The sequence below is a fragment of the Paraburkholderia atlantica genome (assembly GCF_009362785.1).
Lineage (GTDB): Bacteria > Pseudomonadota > Gammaproteobacteria > Burkholderiales > Burkholderiaceae > Paraburkholderia > Paraburkholderia atlantica.
Genome location: NZ_WHNQ01000014.1, coordinates 102,933 through 121,464, shown reverse-complemented (window position 1 = coordinate 121,464; position 18,532 = coordinate 102,933). Strand labels below are relative to the sequence as shown.

General features: G+C 67.0%; 10 protein-coding genes. 7 read left to right on the top strand and 3 right to left on the bottom strand.

Features of this window, described 5'->3' with window-relative positions:
- Positions 1-86 precede the first annotated feature (86 nt).
- From bcsP to GCT19_RS20760, 7 genes are all read left to right on the top strand, one after another.
- On the top strand, positions 87-941 hold the full coding sequence (gene bcsP, locus GCT19_RS20790) for a cellulose biosynthesis protein BcsP (RefSeq protein WP_152852991.1): 855 nt from the start codon (positions 87-89) through the stop codon (positions 939-941).
- A complete protein-coding gene (bcsQ, locus tag GCT19_RS20785) occupies positions 938-1,726 on the top strand; it encodes a cellulose biosynthesis protein BcsQ (protein ID WP_018433516.1) in 789 nt (262 codons plus the stop codon). Before bcsP ends, bcsQ begins: the two co-directional genes overlap by 4 nt.
- Positions 1,723-3,930, top strand: coding sequence for a UDP-forming cellulose synthase catalytic subunit (gene bcsA, locus GCT19_RS20780; RefSeq protein ID WP_018433517.1), 2,208 nt, complete (start codon positions 1,723-1,725; stop codon positions 3,928-3,930). The genes bcsQ and bcsA overlap by 4 nt, the downstream gene beginning before the upstream one ends.
- A gap of 3 nt (positions 3,931-3,933) precedes the next feature.
- A complete protein-coding gene (gene bcsB / locus GCT19_RS20775) occupies positions 3,934-6,513 on the top strand; it encodes a cellulose biosynthesis cyclic di-GMP-binding regulatory protein BcsB (RefSeq protein WP_152852990.1) in 2,580 nt (859 codons plus the stop codon).
- 19 nt (positions 6,514-6,532) lie between these two features.
- Positions 6,533-7,720, top strand: a complete 1,188-nt coding sequence (bcsZ, locus tag GCT19_RS20770) for a cellulose synthase complex periplasmic endoglucanase BcsZ (RefSeq protein WP_152852989.1) — start codon at positions 6,533-6,535, stop codon at positions 7,718-7,720.
- Positions 7,711-12,363, top strand: a complete 4,653-nt coding sequence (locus tag GCT19_RS20765; RefSeq protein ID WP_152852988.1) for a cellulose synthase subunit BcsC-related outer membrane protein — start codon at positions 7,711-7,713, stop codon at positions 12,361-12,363. Before bcsZ ends, GCT19_RS20765 begins: the two co-directional genes overlap by 10 nt.
- Before the next feature lie 320 nt (positions 12,364-12,683).
- Positions 12,684-15,344 (top strand): response regulator, encoded by a 2,661-nt coding sequence (locus GCT19_RS20760; protein WP_152852987.1) that lies wholly within the window; start codon positions 12,684-12,686, stop codon positions 15,342-15,344.
- A 49-nt stretch (positions 15,345-15,393) separates the two neighbouring features.
- On the opposite strand, the gene GCT19_RS20755 is transcribed toward GCT19_RS20760, so the two are convergent.
- Genes GCT19_RS20755 through GCT19_RS20745 form a run of 3 tightly spaced genes read right to left on the bottom strand, consistent with a single transcriptional unit; the run spans position 15,394 to position 18,531 of the window.
- Positions 15,394-16,458, bottom strand: coding sequence for an NADH:ubiquinone reductase (Na(+)-transporting) subunit F (locus tag GCT19_RS20755; protein WP_018433522.1), 1,065 nt, complete (start codon positions 16,456-16,458; stop codon positions 15,394-15,396).
- A 40-nt stretch (positions 16,459-16,498) separates the two neighbouring features.
- Positions 16,499-16,861 (bottom strand): phenol hydroxylase subunit P4, encoded by a 363-nt coding sequence (locus GCT19_RS20750; RefSeq protein ID WP_152852986.1) that lies wholly within the window; start codon positions 16,859-16,861, stop codon positions 16,499-16,501.
- A gap of 38 nt (positions 16,862-16,899) precedes the next feature.
- Complete coding sequence (locus GCT19_RS20745) at positions 16,900-18,531, bottom strand: aromatic/alkene/methane monooxygenase hydroxylase/oxygenase subunit alpha (protein ID WP_152852985.1); 1,632 nt, start codon at positions 18,529-18,531, stop codon at positions 16,900-16,902.
- Position 18,532 lies beyond the last annotated feature (1 nt).

Genomic DNA, 18,532 nt, shown 5'->3' with positions numbered 1-18,532 from the left:
CGTGGAAGCAGGGAAGGCAGTTCCAATAAACAGCGCCCGAGGAATCGTCTCGGGGCAATGCACGGTATGTACCGGACGACGGCATCATGAGTTCATCGAGCGACATCGAAAAACTGTTCGAGCAATTCGGCGGCGACGCCAACGCGTACCAGGAGATCGGTCGCGAAAACGATGCGCGCAGCGCGCGCACTCGTTGGCCGCTGCTCGTCACGCTCGATCTGACGCAGCCGGCCATTCCAGCAATCGGCCAGCTTCGAGACACGAAACAGCAGCCGCCGGCGAGCGTGGCGCCACGGGCCGCCGCCGCCCACGACGACACGACACCGAAAGACATGGCATCGGTGACGCGCGCGAAGGCGCCGCTGTTCACGCGCCCTCACCGGCGTGACATTCCACCGGTGCCGGTGACTCCCGCGCAGCCAGCGGCGCCCAGTGGCGGGTCGCGCTTCAGTACCGCTGAAGCCGACGAGGCGGCCGCGCGCACGGCGGCGGGCGTCGCGTCATCGGGCATCGCTGCCGCGCCGGGTTTGCCGGCTGCCCCGGCTGCTGCCGCGCCCACGCTGATCCCGCCGATCCCGCCGATCTCCGCATCGCCTCTGGCAGCGACGCAAGCTTCGGTTCCACCGACCGCGCCCGCATGGGTCGCATCCGGCGTCAGCGCTGCACCGGCAGCGTCGATGCAACCGCTACAGGCCGGGCAACCCAGCTACCCCGCCCCGCCCGCGCAGCCGGCCCAGCCACCGTCGATCCTCGGCAAGATGTTTGCCGCGCAGACCCCGTCAGCGCCGCCGCAAGCTGCCGCGCCCGCGCCACAGCCCACGTCGCTGAACGCGGTGTTCGACCGTCTGCGCGGCACGCCCGTGCAAGGCGCGCAGCCACCCAGCGGCCCCGCGCGCGGCGGCTTCCCCTCGTGGCTCACCAACGGTCCGCGTCGGTCATGAAAGTCATTGCCGTGGTGTCCGCCAAGGGCGGGGTCGGCAAGACCACCCTCGCCGCCAATCTCGCCTCCGTGCTAGCCAACAGCGGCCGGCGCGTGATCGCGCTCGATCTCGATCCGCAGAACGCCCTGCGGCTGCATTTCGGCGTGCCGCTCGACAGCATCGACGGCGTGTCGCGCGCAACGCTCTCCGGCAACCCGTGGCAAACGGTGATGTTCGACGGCATCGACGGCGTGACCGTGCTGCCCTATGGCGCGCTGCTAGAAGACGACCGCCGCCGCCTCGAGGCGCATATCGACCAGCATCCGCAATGGCTCGCGCAGTCGCTGCAGAGCCTGCGGCTCGATGCGTCCGACATCGTCATCATCGACACGCCGCCCGGCTCGTCGGTCTACGTGCGGACCGCGCTGAGCGCGGCCACCTTCGCGCTGAACATCGTGCTCGCCGACGCCGCGTCGTACGCGGCGATCCCGCACATGGAGCGGCTGATCGAAACCTACGCGGCGCCGCGCGGGGACTTCGGCGGTGTCGGCTACGTGGTCAACCAGATCGACCAGTCGCGCCAGCTGACCAAGGACGTGCTGAAGGTGTTGCGCCAGATGCTCGCCGGCAAGGTGTTCCCCGGCGTGATTCATCTCGACGAAGGCGTCAGCGAAGCGCTCGCCTGCGACACGACGCTGATCCACTACGATCCACTGAGCCAGGCCGCCGCCGATTTGCGCGCGTGCGGCGCGTGGCTCATGGCGGCGCTCGACGCGATCGCCGCTCAGCCGAGGAACGTCGCATGAGCGGCCCGGCCTCCTCCCGCGAACCCGAGGGCGGCGAGCCTTCGCGGTTCGAACGCTTCATCGAAGCGAACTTCTGGAACAGCCGCATCGTCACCGGGCTCGTCACGCTGCTCGCGCTGTACATGCTGTACTTCGTGTTCACGGTGCCGCTCGAGTTCTATCAGCAGCTGACCTTCGCGACGCTGTGCTTCGTGCTCGCGCTGATGTTTCGCCGTCTGCCCGGCCGCTACGCGACGATGGTGATGATCATGCTGTCGATCGTCGCGTCGGGCCGCTACATGTACTGGCGTCTGACCGAAACGACCGGCTGGGAGCGGCCGCTCGACGCCGCCTGGGGTTTGCTGCTCGTCTCCGCCGAGGTTTACGCGACGCTCGTGCTGATGCTCGGCTACTTCCAGACCGCGTGGCCGCTCAAGCGCAAGCCGATGCCGCTGCCCGCCAATCGCGACGAGTGGCCGACCGTCGACGTGTTCATCCCAACCTACAACGAGCCGCTCGCGGTCGTGAAGCCGACCGTCTACGCGGCGCTCGCGCTCGACTACCCGGGCGACAAGATGTCGATCCACGTGCTCGACGACGGCCGCCGCCCCGAGTTCAAGGCGTTCTGTGAAGAGGTCGGCGTGAACTGGACGATCCGCACGAACAACCGTCACGCGAAGGCCGGCAACATCAACGAGGCGATGAAGATCACGAGCGGCGAGTATCTCGCGATCTTCGACTGCGATCACATCCCGACCCGCTCGTTCCTGCAGATCGGCCTCGGCTGGTTCCTGCGCGACAAGCTGCTGTCGATGCTGCAAACACCGCACCACTTCTTCTCGCCCGACCCGTTCGAGCGCAACCTCGGCACCTTCCGCAAGGTGCCGAACGAGGGCGAGTTGTTCTACGGCCTCGTGCAGGACGGCAACGACCTGTGGAACGCGACGTTCTTCTGCGGCTCGTGCGCGCTGTTGCGCCGGAACATGGTCGAAGAGATCGGCGGCATCGCGGTGGAAACCGTGACCGAGGACGCGCACACCGCGCTGAAGCTGCACCGCCTCGGCTACACCACCGCGTATCTGGCGATTCCGCAGGCCGCCGGCCTCGCGACCGAAAGCCTGTCGGGCCACATCGGTCAGCGCATCCGCTGGGCGCGCGGCATGACGCAGATCTTCCGCATCGACAATCCGCTCGCCGGCAAGGGGCTGAAGATCGGCCAGCGCCTGTGCTATCTGAACGCGATGATGCACTTCTTCTACGGCGTGCCGCGTCTCGTGTTCCTGACCGCGCCGCTGTCGTATCTGTTCTTCGGCGCGCATGTGATCGAAGCGGCGGCCAGCACGATCGCGATCTACGCGCTGCCGCACATGATGCACGCGAGCATCACGAACTCGCGGATGCAGCGGATGTTCCGCCATTCGTTCTGGGCCGAGGTGTACGAGTCGGTGCTCGCGTCGTACATCACCGCACCGACGCTGCTCGCGCTGATCAATCCGAAGCTCGGCAAGTTCAACGTGACGGCCAAGGGCGGCGTGATCGAGAAAAGCTACTTCGACTGGTCGATCTCGCGGCCGTATCTGTTCCTGCTGCTGCTGAACCTGCTCGGCTTCCTCGCGGGCCTCGTGCACATCTATCTGAACTGGCACGTGCGCAGCATCGTCGAGACCACGGTGCTCAATCTCGCGTGGACCAGCTACAACATGCTGATCCTCGGCGCGAGCGTGGCCGCCGCGAGCGAGCGTCGCCAGATCCGCGCGGTGCCCCGCGTCGCGATGAAGATGCCGGTGATGCTGAAGTTCTCGACCGGCCGCACGCTCGCCTGCGAAACGATCGACTACTCGGAAGGCGGCGTTGGTGTCGCGCTGCCCAGCATGATCGAAGTGCCGATGCAGGAGCCCGTGACCGTGTCGCTGTTCCGCGGCGACGAAGAGTACGCATTCCCCGCCACCGTCAGCTTCACCGAGCCGGGCCGCGTGGGCCTGCGCTTTTCGTCGCTGTCGCCTGAACAGGAGTACGAGTTCGTGAAGACCACCTTCGCCCGCGCGGACGCGTGGACCGGCTGGGCCGAGGGACGCGAGACGGACACGCCGCTGCGCGGCCTGTCGCATGTGCTGAAGGTCGGCGTGCGTGGCATCGCGGGGCTGTTCGAGCATCTATACGACGACTTGCGCAGTTCGATCAAAAGCCGTCCCGCGGACGTCAAGAAGCTAAAAACGAAAGACTGATCTATGGGCTACCGGATGCCTAAGGACAACATCGAACACCCGGCTAACGGGCGCAACAGCACTGGACCCCAATCGCGCGTGTTAGCCCGCCACGGCTCGCAGCGCTCGCGGCGAATCATGCGCGGCGCCGCCTGCTGGCTTGCGCTGCAGACCGCGCTGGCGTCGTTCGTGCCGCTCGCTGAAGCGGCTGCACCGGCTGCTGCTCCGGCAGCCACCACCGCGGCCAAACCGGCCCCGGCCGCCGCCGCAACCGCCGGCGCGGCGGAAACCCCGCAAGTCGCGACCGGTGTCGGCAACGTGCCCGCGCCGAGCGCGGCGGTGCCGTTCGATCCGAACGCGATCGCCCAGGACCAGCTCGCCACGCCGACGCCCGCGCTCGCGGCATCGTCGGTGAAGGCGCTCGGCATGCGCACGCCGACCACCGCCGAGCCCGGCACGCTGGTGCCGGGAGGCCGCCGTCAGACGCTGACGTTCGCCGACTTCGGCGCGCTCGACCCGCTGCAACTGCGCGGCGTCGACGGCCAGAACGGCATCGCGTTCTCGGTGCGCGGCGACGAGGTCGTGACCGGCGCGACGCTGCATCTGATCTACAGCTACTCGCCCGCGCTGCTGGCGAACCTGTCGCAACTGAAGGTGCTGATCAACGGCGAGGTCGCCGCGACGCTGCCGCTGCCGCACGAGCAGGCCGGCATGCTGGTCGCGCGCGACATCACGATCGATCCGCGCTTCATCACCGACTTCAACCACCTGAACCTGCAACTGATCGGCCATTACACGACCGCCTGCGAAGACCCCGCGAACTCGTCGCTGTGGGCGACGATCAGCAACGCGAGCTCGCTCGACCTGACCTACTCGTCGCTCGCGACGAAGGCGGAACTGGCCGCGCTGCCGCAGCCGTTCTTCGACCGCCGCGACGTGCGCCGCCTCGAACTGCCGTTCGTGTTCGCGCAGAAACCCGGCAACGGCACGCTCGAAGCCGCGGGCATCGTCGCGTCATGGTTCGGCTCGCTCGCCGGCTATCGCGGCGCGCTGTTTCCGACCCAGCTCGACAACCCGCCACTGTCGGGCAACGCGGTCGTGTTCGCGACCAGCGACCAGCATCCGGCCGGCGTGACGATTCCCGAGATCACCGGGCCGACCATCGCGGTAATCGAGCGCGATGCGAACGCGCGCGGCAAGCTGCTGCTCGTGCTCGGCCGCGACGAGGCCGAGCTGAAGACCGCCGCGAAGTCGCTCGGCATCGGCCATAGCACGCTGTCCGGCGCGAGCGCGACGATCACGGCACTGAACGAGATCACGCCGCGCGTGCCGTACGACGCGCCGAACTGGCTTGCGACCGACCGCGCGGTGCGCTTCGGCGAACTCGCCGATCCGAAAGACCTGACCGTGTTCGGCTACGACGCCGACGCGGTGCGCATCAACATGCGTGTGGCGCCCGATCTGTTCATGTGGCACACGCGCGGCGCGCCGATCGCTCTGCGCTACCGCTACACGGTGCGACCCAAGCGCGACCGCTCGTCGCTGAACATCAGCGTGAACAACGGCTTCGTGCAGGCGCTGCCGATTCCGGCACGCTCGACGTCGGTGTTCGAGCTGAGCCGCTACTTCAGCCTGATCATGCCGGACGGCACCGCCGACGCGCGCCGCAACATCCGCATCCCGCCGCTGCTGATGACGCCGCGCACCCAACTGCGCCTGCACTTCTACTACGACATCCCGAACACCGGCGAATGCGCGGGCCGCCTGCTGCAGAACGTGGTCGGCGCGATCGATCCGAACTCGACGATCGACCTGTCGTCGTTCCCGCACTACATGGCGCTGCCCGACCTGGCCGCGTTCGCCAACAGCGGCTTCCCGTTCACACGGATGGCGGATCTCTCGGAGACCGCCGTCGTGCTGCCGGACGACCCGGACGCGAGCGACTATGGCCTGTATCTGCTGACGATGGGCCGGATGGGCGAATCGACCGGCTTTCCGGTCGCCGGCGTGACCGTCACCCACGCGGCCGACGTCGACCACTTCGCGGACAAGGACCTGCTGGTGTTCGGCGCGCCCGGCAAGCAGCCGCTGTTGCAGCGCTGGTCGAAGTCGATGCCGTTCTCCAGCAACGGCGACGCGCACACGTTCCAGCTCACCGACCTCGTGTTCAAGCTGCGGGACTGGTGGCACGGCGAGCGCGGCGTCGAGCGCACGCCCGCGCGCGCCGATCTGACGATGGTCAGCTCAAACGGCGCGGCGCTGCTGACCGGCTTCGAGTCGCCGCTCCAGAGCGGCCGCAGCGCGGTTGCGCTGATCAGCGCGGCCGGCCCGTCGGATGCGGACTTGTCCGCCGCGCTGCTCGACGCCGACGTGCTGCCGAAGATTCAAGGCGCGATGGCCGTGATCCATGGCCGCGACGTCACCGTCACGTCGAACGGCTCCGCATACTATGTCGGCCATTTGTCGCCGCAGGAGTATCTGCGCTGGGCGCTGTCATCGCATCCGCTGCTGCTGTTGTTCGGCGGCGTGCTCGCCGCGCTGATCATCGCGGGCCTGTGCTACCGGACGCTGCGCGCGCTTGCCGCGCGTCGACTGAAGGACTGATGGAACGGATATGACTCGTATGCGGTTTCGGATCGGCAGAAGAACCTCTTTTGCGCTGGCGCTCGGTATCGGCATTGCGGCGTCGGCGAGTCTTGCGGCTTCGAGCAGCCCCGCTCAGGCCGCGCAGAACGGCGCCGCCTGCGGCGACTGGAGTGCGTGGCGAACCTTCGTGCAACGCTTCGTGCAGGCCGACGGCCGCGTGATCGACTACTCGACGCCGACCCAGCAGACCACTTCGGAAGGCCAGTCCTACGCGCTCTTTTTCGCGCTGGTCGCCAACGACCGCGCGACCTTCGACAAGCTGCTCGGCTGGACCCGCGCGAATCTCGCTGGCGACCAGTTCGACGCGCAGAACCTGCGGCTGCCCGCGTGGCAATGGGGCAAAAAACCGGACGGCTCGTACGGCGTCCTCGATCCGAATTCGGCATCGGATTCCGACCTCTGGATCGCCTACGACCTGCTGCAGGCCGGCCGCCTGTGGCACAACCCCGCCTACACGCAGCTCGGGCGGGCGCTCGCCGAGCGCATCGCGCACGACGAAGTCGCGAATCTGTCCGGTCTCGGGCCGATGCTGCTGCCGGGCGCGCAGGGTTTCAGGAACGGCGGCGTCACGCGCCTGAATCCGAGCTATCTGCCGCTGCCGCTGCTGCGCGCGCTCGCGCACGAGGTGCCGGACGGCCCGTGGGCCAAGCTCGCCGACAACGCCTATCAGTTCGTCAAAACCGTGTCGCCGCAAGGCTTCGCGCCCGACTGGGCGGCGTGGCAGAACGGCCGGTTCGTCGTCGATCCTAAGCACGGCGACGTCGGCAGCTACGACGCGATCCGCGTCTATTTGTGGGCCGGCCTCGCGTCGCCCGCCGATCCGCTCGCGAAGCCGTGGCTCGGCGCGCTCGGCGGCATGCGCGCGAAGGTCGCGCAGAACGGCTTCCCGCCGGAGAAGGTGTCGTCGACCACCGGCGCGTCGAGCGGCGAAGGCCCGCTCAGCTACTGGGGCGCGCTCGCGCCTTACTTCAAGACGCTGGGCGACGAGCATGGCCTCGGCCTCGCGCGCACGCGGCTCGCCGCGCTCGACGCGAGCGTGCCGGGCCGCGAACCGGTGTACTACGATCGTGTGCTCGGTCTGTTCGGCACAGGGTTCATCGATGGACGCTACCGCTTCGATGAAGCCGGCAGCCTCGTGCCCGCCTGGAGGGCCGCATGCGATTGAACGCTCTCGCCGCGTCGCTGCGTATCGCGCTGTCCCTTGGCGCGGTGCTCTGCGCGGCCGCGACAGCGCCCGATGCGCTCGCGCAGGCGACCAAGGATCCGCTGAGCGTGCTGATCGATCAGGGCAAGTACTGGCAGTCGCATCGGCGCGGCGACCTCGCCGAGCAGGCGTGGCAGAAGGTGCTTAGCATCGATCCGAAGCAGCCCGACGCGCTGTTCGGCATGGGCATGGTGCTGGCCGACCGCAAGGACGCGGCCGGCGCGCAGCAATACCTCGCGCGGCTGAAGGCGGCCGCGCCGAACTATCCGAATCTCGATGAGCTCGGCCGCCGGCTGGGCCAGACCAGCCCGCGCGATCAGACGATCAACGAAGCGCGCCGGCTCGCGCAAGCCGGACAAAGCGCGAGCGCGGCGCAGGAGTATCAGCGCGCGCTGACCGGCAAGCCCGCCACGCCGCAGTTGCAGCTCGAGTACTACCAGGCGCTGTCGGCGACGCCGCAGGGCTGGGACGAAGCGCGCCGCGGCCTCGAACAGCTCGCGCACGACAACCCGAACGACCCGCGCTTCGCGCTCGCGTACGCGCAGCATCTGACCTATCGCGACGTCACGCGGCGCGACGGCATCGCGCGGCTGCAGAAGCTCGCGGGCGACACCTCGGTCGGCGCGGCGGCGAAAAAGAGCTGGCGCCAGGCGCTGCTATGGCTCGACGCGCGACCCTCCGACGCCGCGCTGTACGAGTCGTTCTTCCAGACCGCCGGTGAAGATGCCGCCGTGAAGGCCCGCTACGAATCGATGGTGCAGCAGGACGCCGCGGCGCGTGCCCGCGCGCAGCAAAACGCCGCCGCCGACGCGCGCGGCCGCGTGATCGCCGAGGGCTTCGCCGCGCTCGACCGCGACGACATCGTGACCGCGCGCGCCAGGTTCTCGTCGGTGCTCGCAAACAGTCCTAACGATACCGACGCGCTAGGCGGCATGGGCATCGCCGCGCTGAAGCAGGAGCATTTCGCCGACGCGCGCAACTACCTGGAGCGCGCCTCGCGCGGCCCCAATCCGGCGCGCTGGAAAACCGCGCTCGACAGCGCGACCTACTGGACCTACACCAGCGAAGCGATCGGCGCGCGCAGCAATGGCGAGTTCGCGAAGGCGAAGGCGCTGTTCGAGCGCGCGATCGCGCTGAATCCGTCCGACGTGACCGCGCAGGTGCAGCTCGGCGAAATGCTGCTTCAGACCGGCGACCCGGCCGGCGCCGAGCAGGCGTACCGGATGGCGCTGCGCCGCCAGGCCGACAACCCCGACGCGATTCGCGGCCTCGTCGGCGCGCTCGCCGCGCAGGGCCGCGCCGACGAGGCGCTGCAGTTCGCCAATCAGCTGAACGCGGAGCAGCAAGCGAAGGTCGGCGGCATCGACCGTTTGCGCGGCGAAGCACAGGCGGCGCAGGCACGCGCGGCCGAAGCGCGTGGCGATCTCGGCACCGCGCGCAGCCTGTTCGAGGACGCGCTGCTGAACAAGCCCGACGATCCGTGGCTGCGGCTCGACCTCGCGCGCATCTACGTGCGCCAGGGCGCGGTCGCGAATGCGCGCAGCATGATGGACGGCCTGCTCGCCACCCATCCGGACATGACCGATGCGCTGTACGCGAGCGCGTTGCTGTCGGCGGAAACGCAGGACTGGTCGACCGGTCTCGCGCAGCTCGACCGCATTGCGCCCGCGCAGCGCACCGACGCGATGACGACGCTGCAGCATCGGCTGTGGGTGCATCAGCAGGCCGATCTCGCGACGCGCATGGCGAAGAACGGCCAGACGCAGCAGGCCATCGCGACCTTGCGCGCCGCCGAGCCGGTGGCCGGCAACAATCCCGAGCTGATCGGCGTGATCGCCAGCGCGTACCAGCAGGCCGGCGATCCGACTCGCGCGCTGAGTCTCGTGCGCGCAGCGATGAGCGCGGCGCCCGGCAACACCGATCTGCTGCTGCAATACGCAGGCATTCTGTCCGCGGCAGGCCAGCAGGCCGAGCTCGGCAATGTGATGCGCCAGTTGCAGAGCATGCAACTGACGCCGCAGCAGCGCACCGACTTCAACAACCTGAATCTCGGCATCGTGATCCGACAGGCTGACGCAGTACGCCTGCGCGGCGATCTTGCGAGCGCCTACGAGGTGATCGCGCCGTGGCTCGCCGCGATGCCCGACAACCCCGACCTGCAGGCCGCGCTCGGGCGCATGTATGCGAGCGCGGGCGACGACCGCAACGCGCTCACGAGCTTCCGCGTCGCGCTGCAGCGCCGCCCCGACGACCTGAGCCTGCTGCAGGCGGCGATCTCGGCCGCGGCCGGCTCGAAGCAGTTCAGCTACGCGGAAACGCTCGCGAACCAGGCGCTCGCCCTCGCACCCAACGATCCGGGCGTGCTCGCGACGGTGGGCCGCATGTATCGCGCCCAAGGCAATCTGTCGCTCGCGTCGACCTATCTGCAACGCTCGCTGGTCGCGGCCAATACGCCGCTGGTCGCGAATGCGCCCCGTACCGCAGGCGGCAACGTGCCGCGCGGCTGGGAAGCGGCGATGAGCCAGATCGGCGCGACGCCGCTACCGGGCACCAATCCATTCGAAGGCAAGACGGCGATCGCGACTTCGAGCGACGCCGATAATGCCGCGCGTCCCGCGCTCCCGTTCCTGAACACGCAGTCTTCCTCGCCGACGCAGACCGTGCCGAACTATCCGCCGCCCCCTCCGCCCGCGCCGTATGTCGCGCCTTATACGGCGCCCGCCGCGACGCCCTATAACGCGCCTGCCGCGCAACCCGCGCCCGTCGCCGCACCGTATGGAGCACCCCGCTCCGCCGCCGAGGTCGGCGGCTACGGCCAGGAATCCTACGGCTCGAGCCAGTCCGGCGCGCCGTTGCAGCCTTATCCGGGGCAAGGCCCGGCGCCCACGCAGCCGATGCCGATGCCGCAGCAGCAGTACAACGCGGGTTATCCGCAGCCGCAGCCTTATGCGCAGCAGCAGGCGTATCCGCAGCAGCCCTACGGCGCGCAGGACGGCTATGCGGCCACACCCTGGCCGATGTCGCCGGCCGCTCGCGAAGCGCAGGCCAACGCCGCGTCGACGACGCCGCTGCCGTACGGATCGACACGCACCAGCGCGAAGAAGAACACGAAGAAGAGCACCGCGAAAACGAGCCAACCGGCGCCGGTCTATGCGCAGCAACCGCCGCCCTATCCGCAGCAGCAGGGCTATGCGCAGCCGTATCAGCCATATCAGCCGTACCCGCAGCAGCAGCCCTATCAACCGCAGCAGCCTTACCCGAACCAGGGCTACTACGCGCAGCAGCCGTACATTCCGCAACCGCCGGCCGGCTACGCGCAGCCGTACTACCCGCCCGGCAGCAACGCGCGCAACAACCCGCAGCCGAACGTCGCGAACGCGCAGACGCTCGGCGTCGCCGAGGAGCTCGCGCAGATCAATCGCGAGCAGTCGAGCACCGTGTCGGGCGGCCTGATCTTCCGCAATCGCGTCGGCGAGGACGGCCTGTCGGCGCTGACCGACATCGAGGCGCCGGTAGAGGGGCGCATCAAGGCGGGCAACGGTCACGTGGTCGTGACCGCGACCCCGGTCACGCTCGACGCCGGCACCGCGTCGAACAGCACGTCGACGCTCGCGCGCTTCGGCGCGGGGCTTTCGACCGCGTCGTCGGAATCGGCGGCGGTGAACGGCACCAACAACTACGGCAGCCAGACCGCGAGCGGCGTGGGCCTGTCGGTCGGCTATGACAGCCGCAGCATCAGCGGCGATATCGGCGTGACACCGATCGGCTTCCGCGAGACCAACGTCGTCGGCGGCGCGCAGTACAACGGCGGCATCACCGACAAGGTGTCGTACTCGATCGCGGTCGCGCGGCGCGCGGTGACCGACAGCCTGCTGTCGTACGCGGGCGCGCGCGATGCGGCCGCCGGCCTCGAATGGGGCGGCGTCACGTCGAACGGCGTGCGCGCCAGCCTCACGTGGGACGACGGCACCAGCGGCCTGTACGTGAACGCGGCGTATCAGCACTACATGGGCACCAACGTGCCGAGCAACAACGCGGTCAAGGGCGGCGGAGGCGTCTACACGCGTCTGCTGAAAGACGCCGACCAGACGCTGACGGTCGGCGTAAACACGACGATCATGGGCTACAACCGCAATCTGTCGTTCTTCACGTACGGCCAGGGCGGCTACTTCAGTCCGCAGCAGTACGTGATCCTGAATCTGCCGGTCGAATGGTCGGGCCGCGCAGGCCTGTTCACGTACGACGTGAAGGGCTCGATCGGCGTGCAGCATTACCGCGAGGATGCGTCGAACTACTTCCCGCTGAACGACGGCTCGTCGCGCCAGGGCGACGCGGCCGCCGCCGCGCAATCCCTCGGCAACGGTCTGACCGCCGTCTACCCGGGCCAGAGCAAGACCGGCGTGTCGTATTCGATCAGCGGCGTCGGCGAATATCAGCTCGCGCCGCAGCTCGCGGTCGGGGCAACCGCGTCGCTCGGCAACGCTTATCAGTATCGCGAGTGGCTCGCGGCCGTGTACGTGCGCTACAGCTTCAACAAGCAGACCGGCTTGCAGCCGTTTCCGCCGGTGCCGTTGACGTCGCAGTATCTGTCGTTGTCCAACTGACGCCTCACGTTCATTCGCATTCCCTCGCATAGCGCGTACGTCGCGTATCGATCCATGCCGGAAATGCGGGCGCTTCTTCCGCTTTCGCTGCGCTGCAAACGCGCCTCGCGGTAAATGTTGCCCGTGCATCGAACGATGTGCCGAATCGGTACGTTTTCGGACAGGGCTGCTTACCCGGCAAAACCCCGAATAGCGTCCGCGAAGCGTAAACGGTACGGCGATGTGCCATACAATAATTGCAGCTCGCGAGACTGCGCGAAGCCTGCGAAGCTTCGGTCCCGAGCCGACCATTTTCGACGTGAATTCAGGTGGAGCGCTGCATGCCTTTTCCGGCACAAGACTACGGCTGCGCCGGCTGGCGCGGCGAGATGGCGCGACGCATCAGCGAATTCGACTGGCGCGCGACCAGCCTCGGTGCGATCGAAAACTGGCAGCGCAGTCTGACCTCGACGGTCCTGACGATGCTCGCGTCGCCGATGCCGCTCGTGCTGCTGTGGGACGAGCCCGGCTACATGATCTACAACGACGCCTACGCGGTCTTCGCGGGCGGCCGGCATCCGTATCTGCTCGGCCGCCCGGTCGAAGATGGCTGGCCCGAAGTGGCCGACTTCAATCATCACGTCATGGTCACCTGTCTCGCCGGCGGCACGCTGTCGTATCGCGACAAGGCGCTCGTGCTGCTGCGCGACGGCAAGCCGGAAGACGTGTGGATGGATCTGTACTACAGCCCGGTCGCAGGCGACAGCGGCGCGCCGGCCGGCGTGCTGTCGATGGTCGTCGAAACCACCGGGCGGGTGCTAACCGAACGGCTGCGCCAGCAAGCCGAAACCGAACTGCACGAGACCAACGAACGCCTGCAACTTGCACTGAACACCGGCGCGGTGCTCGGCACCTGGGTGCTCGACGTGCGCACGGGCGAGGTCACGGGCGACGAACGCTTCGCGCGCACCTTTTCGTTTGGGCGCGATACAGCTTCGAGAGGCGTCGCGCGCGATGCCGCCACGCAGATGATCCATCCCGATGACCAGCAGCTCAACGATCGACTGACCGCCGAAGCGATCCGCAGCGGCGAGCCGTTTCGCGCCGAGTACCGGATCCGGCGTCCCGACGGCGGCTATATGTGGGTGCAGGCGAACGGCCGCTGCCAGTTCGACGAACACGGCGAACCGACGCGCTTTCCAGGCGTGCTGATCGACATTCACGAACGCAAGATCGCCGAACAGCAGCTTCTTCAGCTAACCGAAACACTCGAGCAGCGCGTCGCCGATTCGATCGCCGCGCGGGCGCTCGCCGAGGAGCAGTTGCGCCAGGCGCAGAAGATGGAAGCGATCGGCAGCCTGACGGGCGGCGTCGCACACGACTTCAACAACGTGCTGCAGGTGATCAACGGCAATCTGCAGATGCTCGCCGCCGACGCCGATGACGACCCCGTCACGCAGCGGCGTCTATCCGCCGCGACCGATGCCGTCAAACGCGGCGCGAAGCTCGCCGCGCATCTGCTCGCGTTCGCGCGGCGTCAGCCGCTGTCACCGACCGTGCTGAATCCGCGCCGCCTGCTGACCGGCATGAGCGAAATGCTGCACCGCGCGCTCGGCGAAACGGTGCGGATCGACACGGTGCTCAGCGACGATCTGTGGAACGTGCAGGTCGACCGCAATCAGCTCGAAAACGCGCTGCTCAATCTTGCGATCAATGCGCGCGACGCGATGCGCGCCGACGGCGCGCTCACCGTGCGCGCGACCAACCGCACGCTCGACGCCGCGTTCTGCCGCGGCAAACCGGAGCTGTCGCCCGGCGAATACGTGGAGTTCTCGGTTGCCGACACCGGTTCGGGGATGCCGCCCGAAGTGCTGCAACACGTGTTCGAACCGTTCTTCACGACCAAGCCCGACGGCCACGGCACCGGCCTTGGCCTGTCCATGGTGTTCGGCTTCGCGCGGCAAAGCGGCGGACATGTGTCGATCGAAAGCGAAGTGGGACACGGCACGACGGTGTCGCTGTTCTTTCCGCGCTGCTGCGAAGCGGAGACGCCGGAGACCGTCGACGGCACCGCGGCGTCGGTCGGCGGCGGCGAAACCATACTCGTCGTCGAGGACGATGCCGACGTGCGGCTGACCGCGGTCGAAATGCTCGCGCAGCTCGGCTACAAGGTGCTGACCGCGTCGAACGGCGACGCGGCGCTCGAGTTCATCGACAGCGACGTGCCGATCGACCTGCTGTTTACCGACGTCGTGATGCCCGGCAAGCTGAAGAGCGTCGAGCTCGCGCAACGCGCGGCCGCGCGCACTCCGCCGCTGCCCACGCTGTTCACATCGGGCTATACGCGCGACGAAATCGTCCACCACGGCAAGCTCGACGCGGGTATCACGCTGCTGTCCAAGCCGTACCGGCGCGACGATCTCGCCCGTCTGGTGCGTAACGTTCTACGCGCGGGCGCGGCGCGCGCGGACCGCGCGGCCGACATGCGAGAGACGCGTATCGCCGCATGCGTGCCGCCCGCGGCGTACGAAAGCGCCACCATGTATGGCGCGACGCAGGCGCCGCCGAAAGGGTTGAAAAAAGAGCCGAAGAGAAAACCGCAAAAGGCGACCCAGCCGCGCGCGGCCCAGGAAGCCGCACGCGTGCTGTTCGTCGAGGACGACACCGAATCGCGCGAGGCGCTCGGCGAACTGCTCGGCGCGCTAGGTCTCGCGTGCACCGCGGTCGCCAGCGCGGAAGCAGCGCTGCCGCTCGCGAGCACCCAACGCTACGACGTGCTGTTGACCGACCTCAAGCTGCCCGGTATGTCCGGCGACGAACTCGCGCGCGCGGTGCGGCAAGTACAGCCCGCAATCCGCGTGCTGCTGGTGTCGGGCTACGGTCGCAGCGCGGAGATCGGAGCGGCGATTCCGGGTGCGCGGCTCCTCGGCAAGCCGCTCGATATCGCGCAGTTGCGACACGAGCTCGCGCAATGGCTCGATCACACCGAAGCGGCGTCCTAGTCCAAACCCCGAACCTTTGCCGCCGTGGCGCACGTGTGTTCATGATGCTTCAGATCGACCTGAATAACGGGCTTTTCGCGAGCGCTTCGGCGCCGTCCGCATTGCTGAGGAATTTCTCCGTGTAGATGTCGCGTTCGAACAGCTGCCCCTGCATCAGCGCGCGGATCGACGCTTCGATCATCACCGGCGGTCCGCACAGATACGCCTTGTGGCCACGAAAATCGCCGCCGAAATGCGCCTTCGCGGCGTCGTGGACGAAGCCGCGAAAACCCTCCCACGCACTGCCGTCGGCCTCGTTCGACAGCGCCGGCACATAGGTGAAATTCGCGTGCCGCTCGGCCAGATCGGTGAACTCGTCGTGGTAGTAAAGCTCTGCGCGATCGCGCGCGCCGTACACCAGCGTGATCGGCCGCGTGTCGCCCTGTTCGAGCAGATCGAGCAGCATCGAACGCGGACTCGACAATCCCGAGCCGCCCGCGATCAGGATCACGGGCTGCGGGTCCGACGCACGCACGAAGAACCGGCCGAACGGGCCGCTGAAACGCAGCGCGTCGCCCGGTTTCAGCGCTTCGTGCAGATAGCCGGTGCCTTTGCCGCCCGGCACGCGCCGCACGTTCAGTTCGATCAGCGTCGACGAACCCGGCTTGCCAGCGAGCGAAAACGCGCGCGGCGTGTCTTCGCCTGGAATCTGCACGTTCACGTACTGCCCCGCCTGAAACTCGATGCCGTCGCCGTCCAGCTCGACGAAGATGCCCTTGATCGTCGGCGTCAGATCGATGCTGTCCTTCACGCGGCCTGTGAAATCGCGGACCGGAAAGTGGCGCGCGTCGACGTCCTCGTCGATATCGGCTTCGATCGTCAGATCCGATTGCGCGGTCGCGCAGCACGCGAGGCACTTGCGTTCGTCGCGCTCGAAATCCATCAACGCGAACGGCGACGCGTTGCCGTGCTCGATCTCGCCGTCGACCACCTGCACCTTGCAGGTCGCGCACAAACCGTGGCAGCACGCATGCGGCAGCCACACGCCGGCGCGCAGGCAGGCGTCGAGAATGGTCTGATCGTCGCCGATGTCGATCGTGTGGCCGATCGGCTCGATGGTTAGCTGGTAGCTCATGTCGGGCTCTCCTCTTTCTCTGATCCGGTGAGCGCGCGGCCTAGCTGCACGAGCCGCGGATACCGGTCAGACCCGGTGTGCGAAAACGGATCAGCGCCTTGTGAAGCAAGCCGTTTTCTTCGAGCGTGCGATCGAACGCGGGCGTAAAGCGCTCGTTCGAGCGGAACCATTCGATGTCGTCGAGCTTGACCTTCTCCCAGTCCGGATGCGCGGAATAGATGCCGGGAAGCACGTCGTTCGCGAGCGTCGCGAACGTCATCGACGGCGGCACCGGAATGCAATGCGGCGCACAGAACATCAAATGATCTTCCCAGCCGATAAACAGCAGCCGGTTGCCGTGGAAGTTCTCCTCGCGGTCTTTCACTTCGCCCGTATAACCTTCTCCGAGCGCGATAACTGACATGGTGTGTCTCCTTGGTATTCGGTGGACGTAGCCGAGCGTCACGCGGCTTGCGCGGCTGGCGTGCTTTGCGCGGCGGCTTCGGTGGCTCGTTCCGAGGTCCCTTCCGTGGTCCCTTCGCCGCCGTGACTCGGCTTGCCGGTCCAGCGCAGCCAGTTCTTTCTGTCGGGCGAGTCCTCGAATTCGTGGCCGTCCGCGCCGACGTTGATGTGGTAATAACGCAGCACTTCGGCGAGCGGATCGAAATCGGCGGCTGACGGGTCCGCATCTTTCTCGAAACAGTTGCCCTGATAGATCTGATGCACCGGCAACCAGGCCTGCACGTATTTCTCGGGCTCGTTGTCGAAGATGTCCTTGCAGCCGTCCGAACAGAAGTGATACTTGTTGCCGAGATAATCGCTTTCGCGGTAGCAGGTCTTGGTCGGGTCGTCGGGCTCGGTGAAGGCCATCGGGACCTGGCAGATCTGGCACAGCATCGGCAGCGTGTTGTTGTAGAAGCGCTTGCCCGCTTGCTGCTGCTCGCGCCAGTACTCGAAGCGCGGGCGATACAGCTTGTCGAACGTCGCCGGATACTTTTCGGCGAGCCAATTCATCTCGTCATCCGATGGAATCCACGTGTGCATCGCCGCCGCGTGCGTGTAGTTGTAGAAGATGCCCCACGCCTCGTGCGAAATACGGTCCTTCTCCTTCGATGCGACCTCGTGATACTTCGGCATGCGAATGCCGTAGCGTTCGAGGTCATGAAACAGCGCGCCGCCGTTCTTCTCGAAGTAGGTTTCCCATGCCTCCTGCCACGACATGATCCGCTTCGGCAGCATGTAGTCCATCATCATCGCGACGAGCGTCAGCAGCCGGTAGCCGCGCCAGAACCATTTGTCGATCCACTTCTGGATGATCGGCACGTTGCCCGGGTCCTGTTCGAGCAGGAACTTCACGACTTCGAGACCGAGCGTCATATGGCGCGATTCGTCGGACTGCGCGGAGAAGCCGAACGTCACCGTCGCCATGTCGCCGTTGAAGGCGGCGCCCGACATGAACGGCATGAACAGCAGATTGGTCAGCACGTATTCGAACGAGAACGAGATCGCGGTGACGAACTCGAACGGGCCCGCGCTCATCGCGTCTTCGAAGTACGACTTCGGTACCGACAGATACCAGACCCGGTCGTGCATATGCTTGAAGTCGTGAAAGCCGTTGAAGAACTTGTTGTAGTGGCTGATCGTATGAACCTGGGTCTGCGCGTGGCGCAGCTCGTCGACCGCCTGCATCTGACACGCGATACGCGCGCCGGCGCCGCGAAAGTTGCGGCCGGCCAGCGCGAAGCCGCGGTGCGCCGCGTATTCGAGCGGACTCACGCCGGTCAGGAACAGCTTCAGCGCATTGATATAGCGCGGGTCCGTCACGTTGAACTGGCCGTTGTTCTGCTGGAACGCGTCGATGATCGCGTACAGCTTGCGTTCCTTTTCACCCTGATATTTCCAGTAGGCGTCCATCGTCAGACGGAACGGGTCTTCCCATTTGTCCCAGTCGTGGACCTTGATGCCTTCGAAGCGGTCGTACGGAAAGACCTCGTCCATCGGCTGATAGGTCGTGTCCCAACCAAGGCCGCGCGTCAGCATCGCGTAGTTTTCCTTGATGCTCAGTTTTTTCGGCGTCGTATTCGTGGTGCTCATC

Bases quoted from the DNA above. Each gene is read 5' to 3' on its own strand.
- bcsP (WP_152852991.1), top strand. From the start codon at position 87: ATGAGTTCATCGAGCGACATCGAAAAACTGTTCGAGCAATTCGGCGGC.
- bcsQ (WP_018433516.1), top strand. From the start codon at position 938: ATGAAAGTCATTGCCGTGGTGTCCGCCAAGGGCGGGGTCGGCAAGACC.
- bcsA (WP_018433517.1), top strand. From the start codon at position 1,723: ATGAGCGGCCCGGCCTCCTCCCGCGAACCCGAGGGCGGCGAGCCTTCG.
- bcsB (WP_152852990.1), top strand. From the start codon at position 3,934: ATGGGCTACCGGATGCCTAAGGACAACATCGAACACCCGGCTAACGGG.
- bcsZ (WP_152852989.1), top strand. From the start codon at position 6,533: ATGCGGTTTCGGATCGGCAGAAGAACCTCTTTTGCGCTGGCGCTCGGT.
- GCT19_RS20765 (WP_152852988.1), top strand. From the start codon at position 7,711: ATGCGATTGAACGCTCTCGCCGCGTCGCTGCGTATCGCGCTGTCCCTT.
- GCT19_RS20760 (WP_152852987.1), top strand. From the start codon at position 12,684: ATGCCTTTTCCGGCACAAGACTACGGCTGCGCCGGCTGGCGCGGCGAG.
- GCT19_RS20755 (WP_018433522.1), bottom strand. From the start codon at position 16,458: ATGAGCTACCAGCTAACCATCGAGCCGATCGGCCACACGATCGACATC.
- GCT19_RS20750 (WP_152852986.1), bottom strand. From the start codon at position 16,861: ATGTCAGTTATCGCGCTCGGAGAAGGTTATACGGGCGAAGTGAAAGAC.
- GCT19_RS20745 (WP_152852985.1), bottom strand. From the start codon at position 18,531: ATGAGCACCACGAATACGACGCCGAAAAAACTGAGCATCAAGGAAAAC.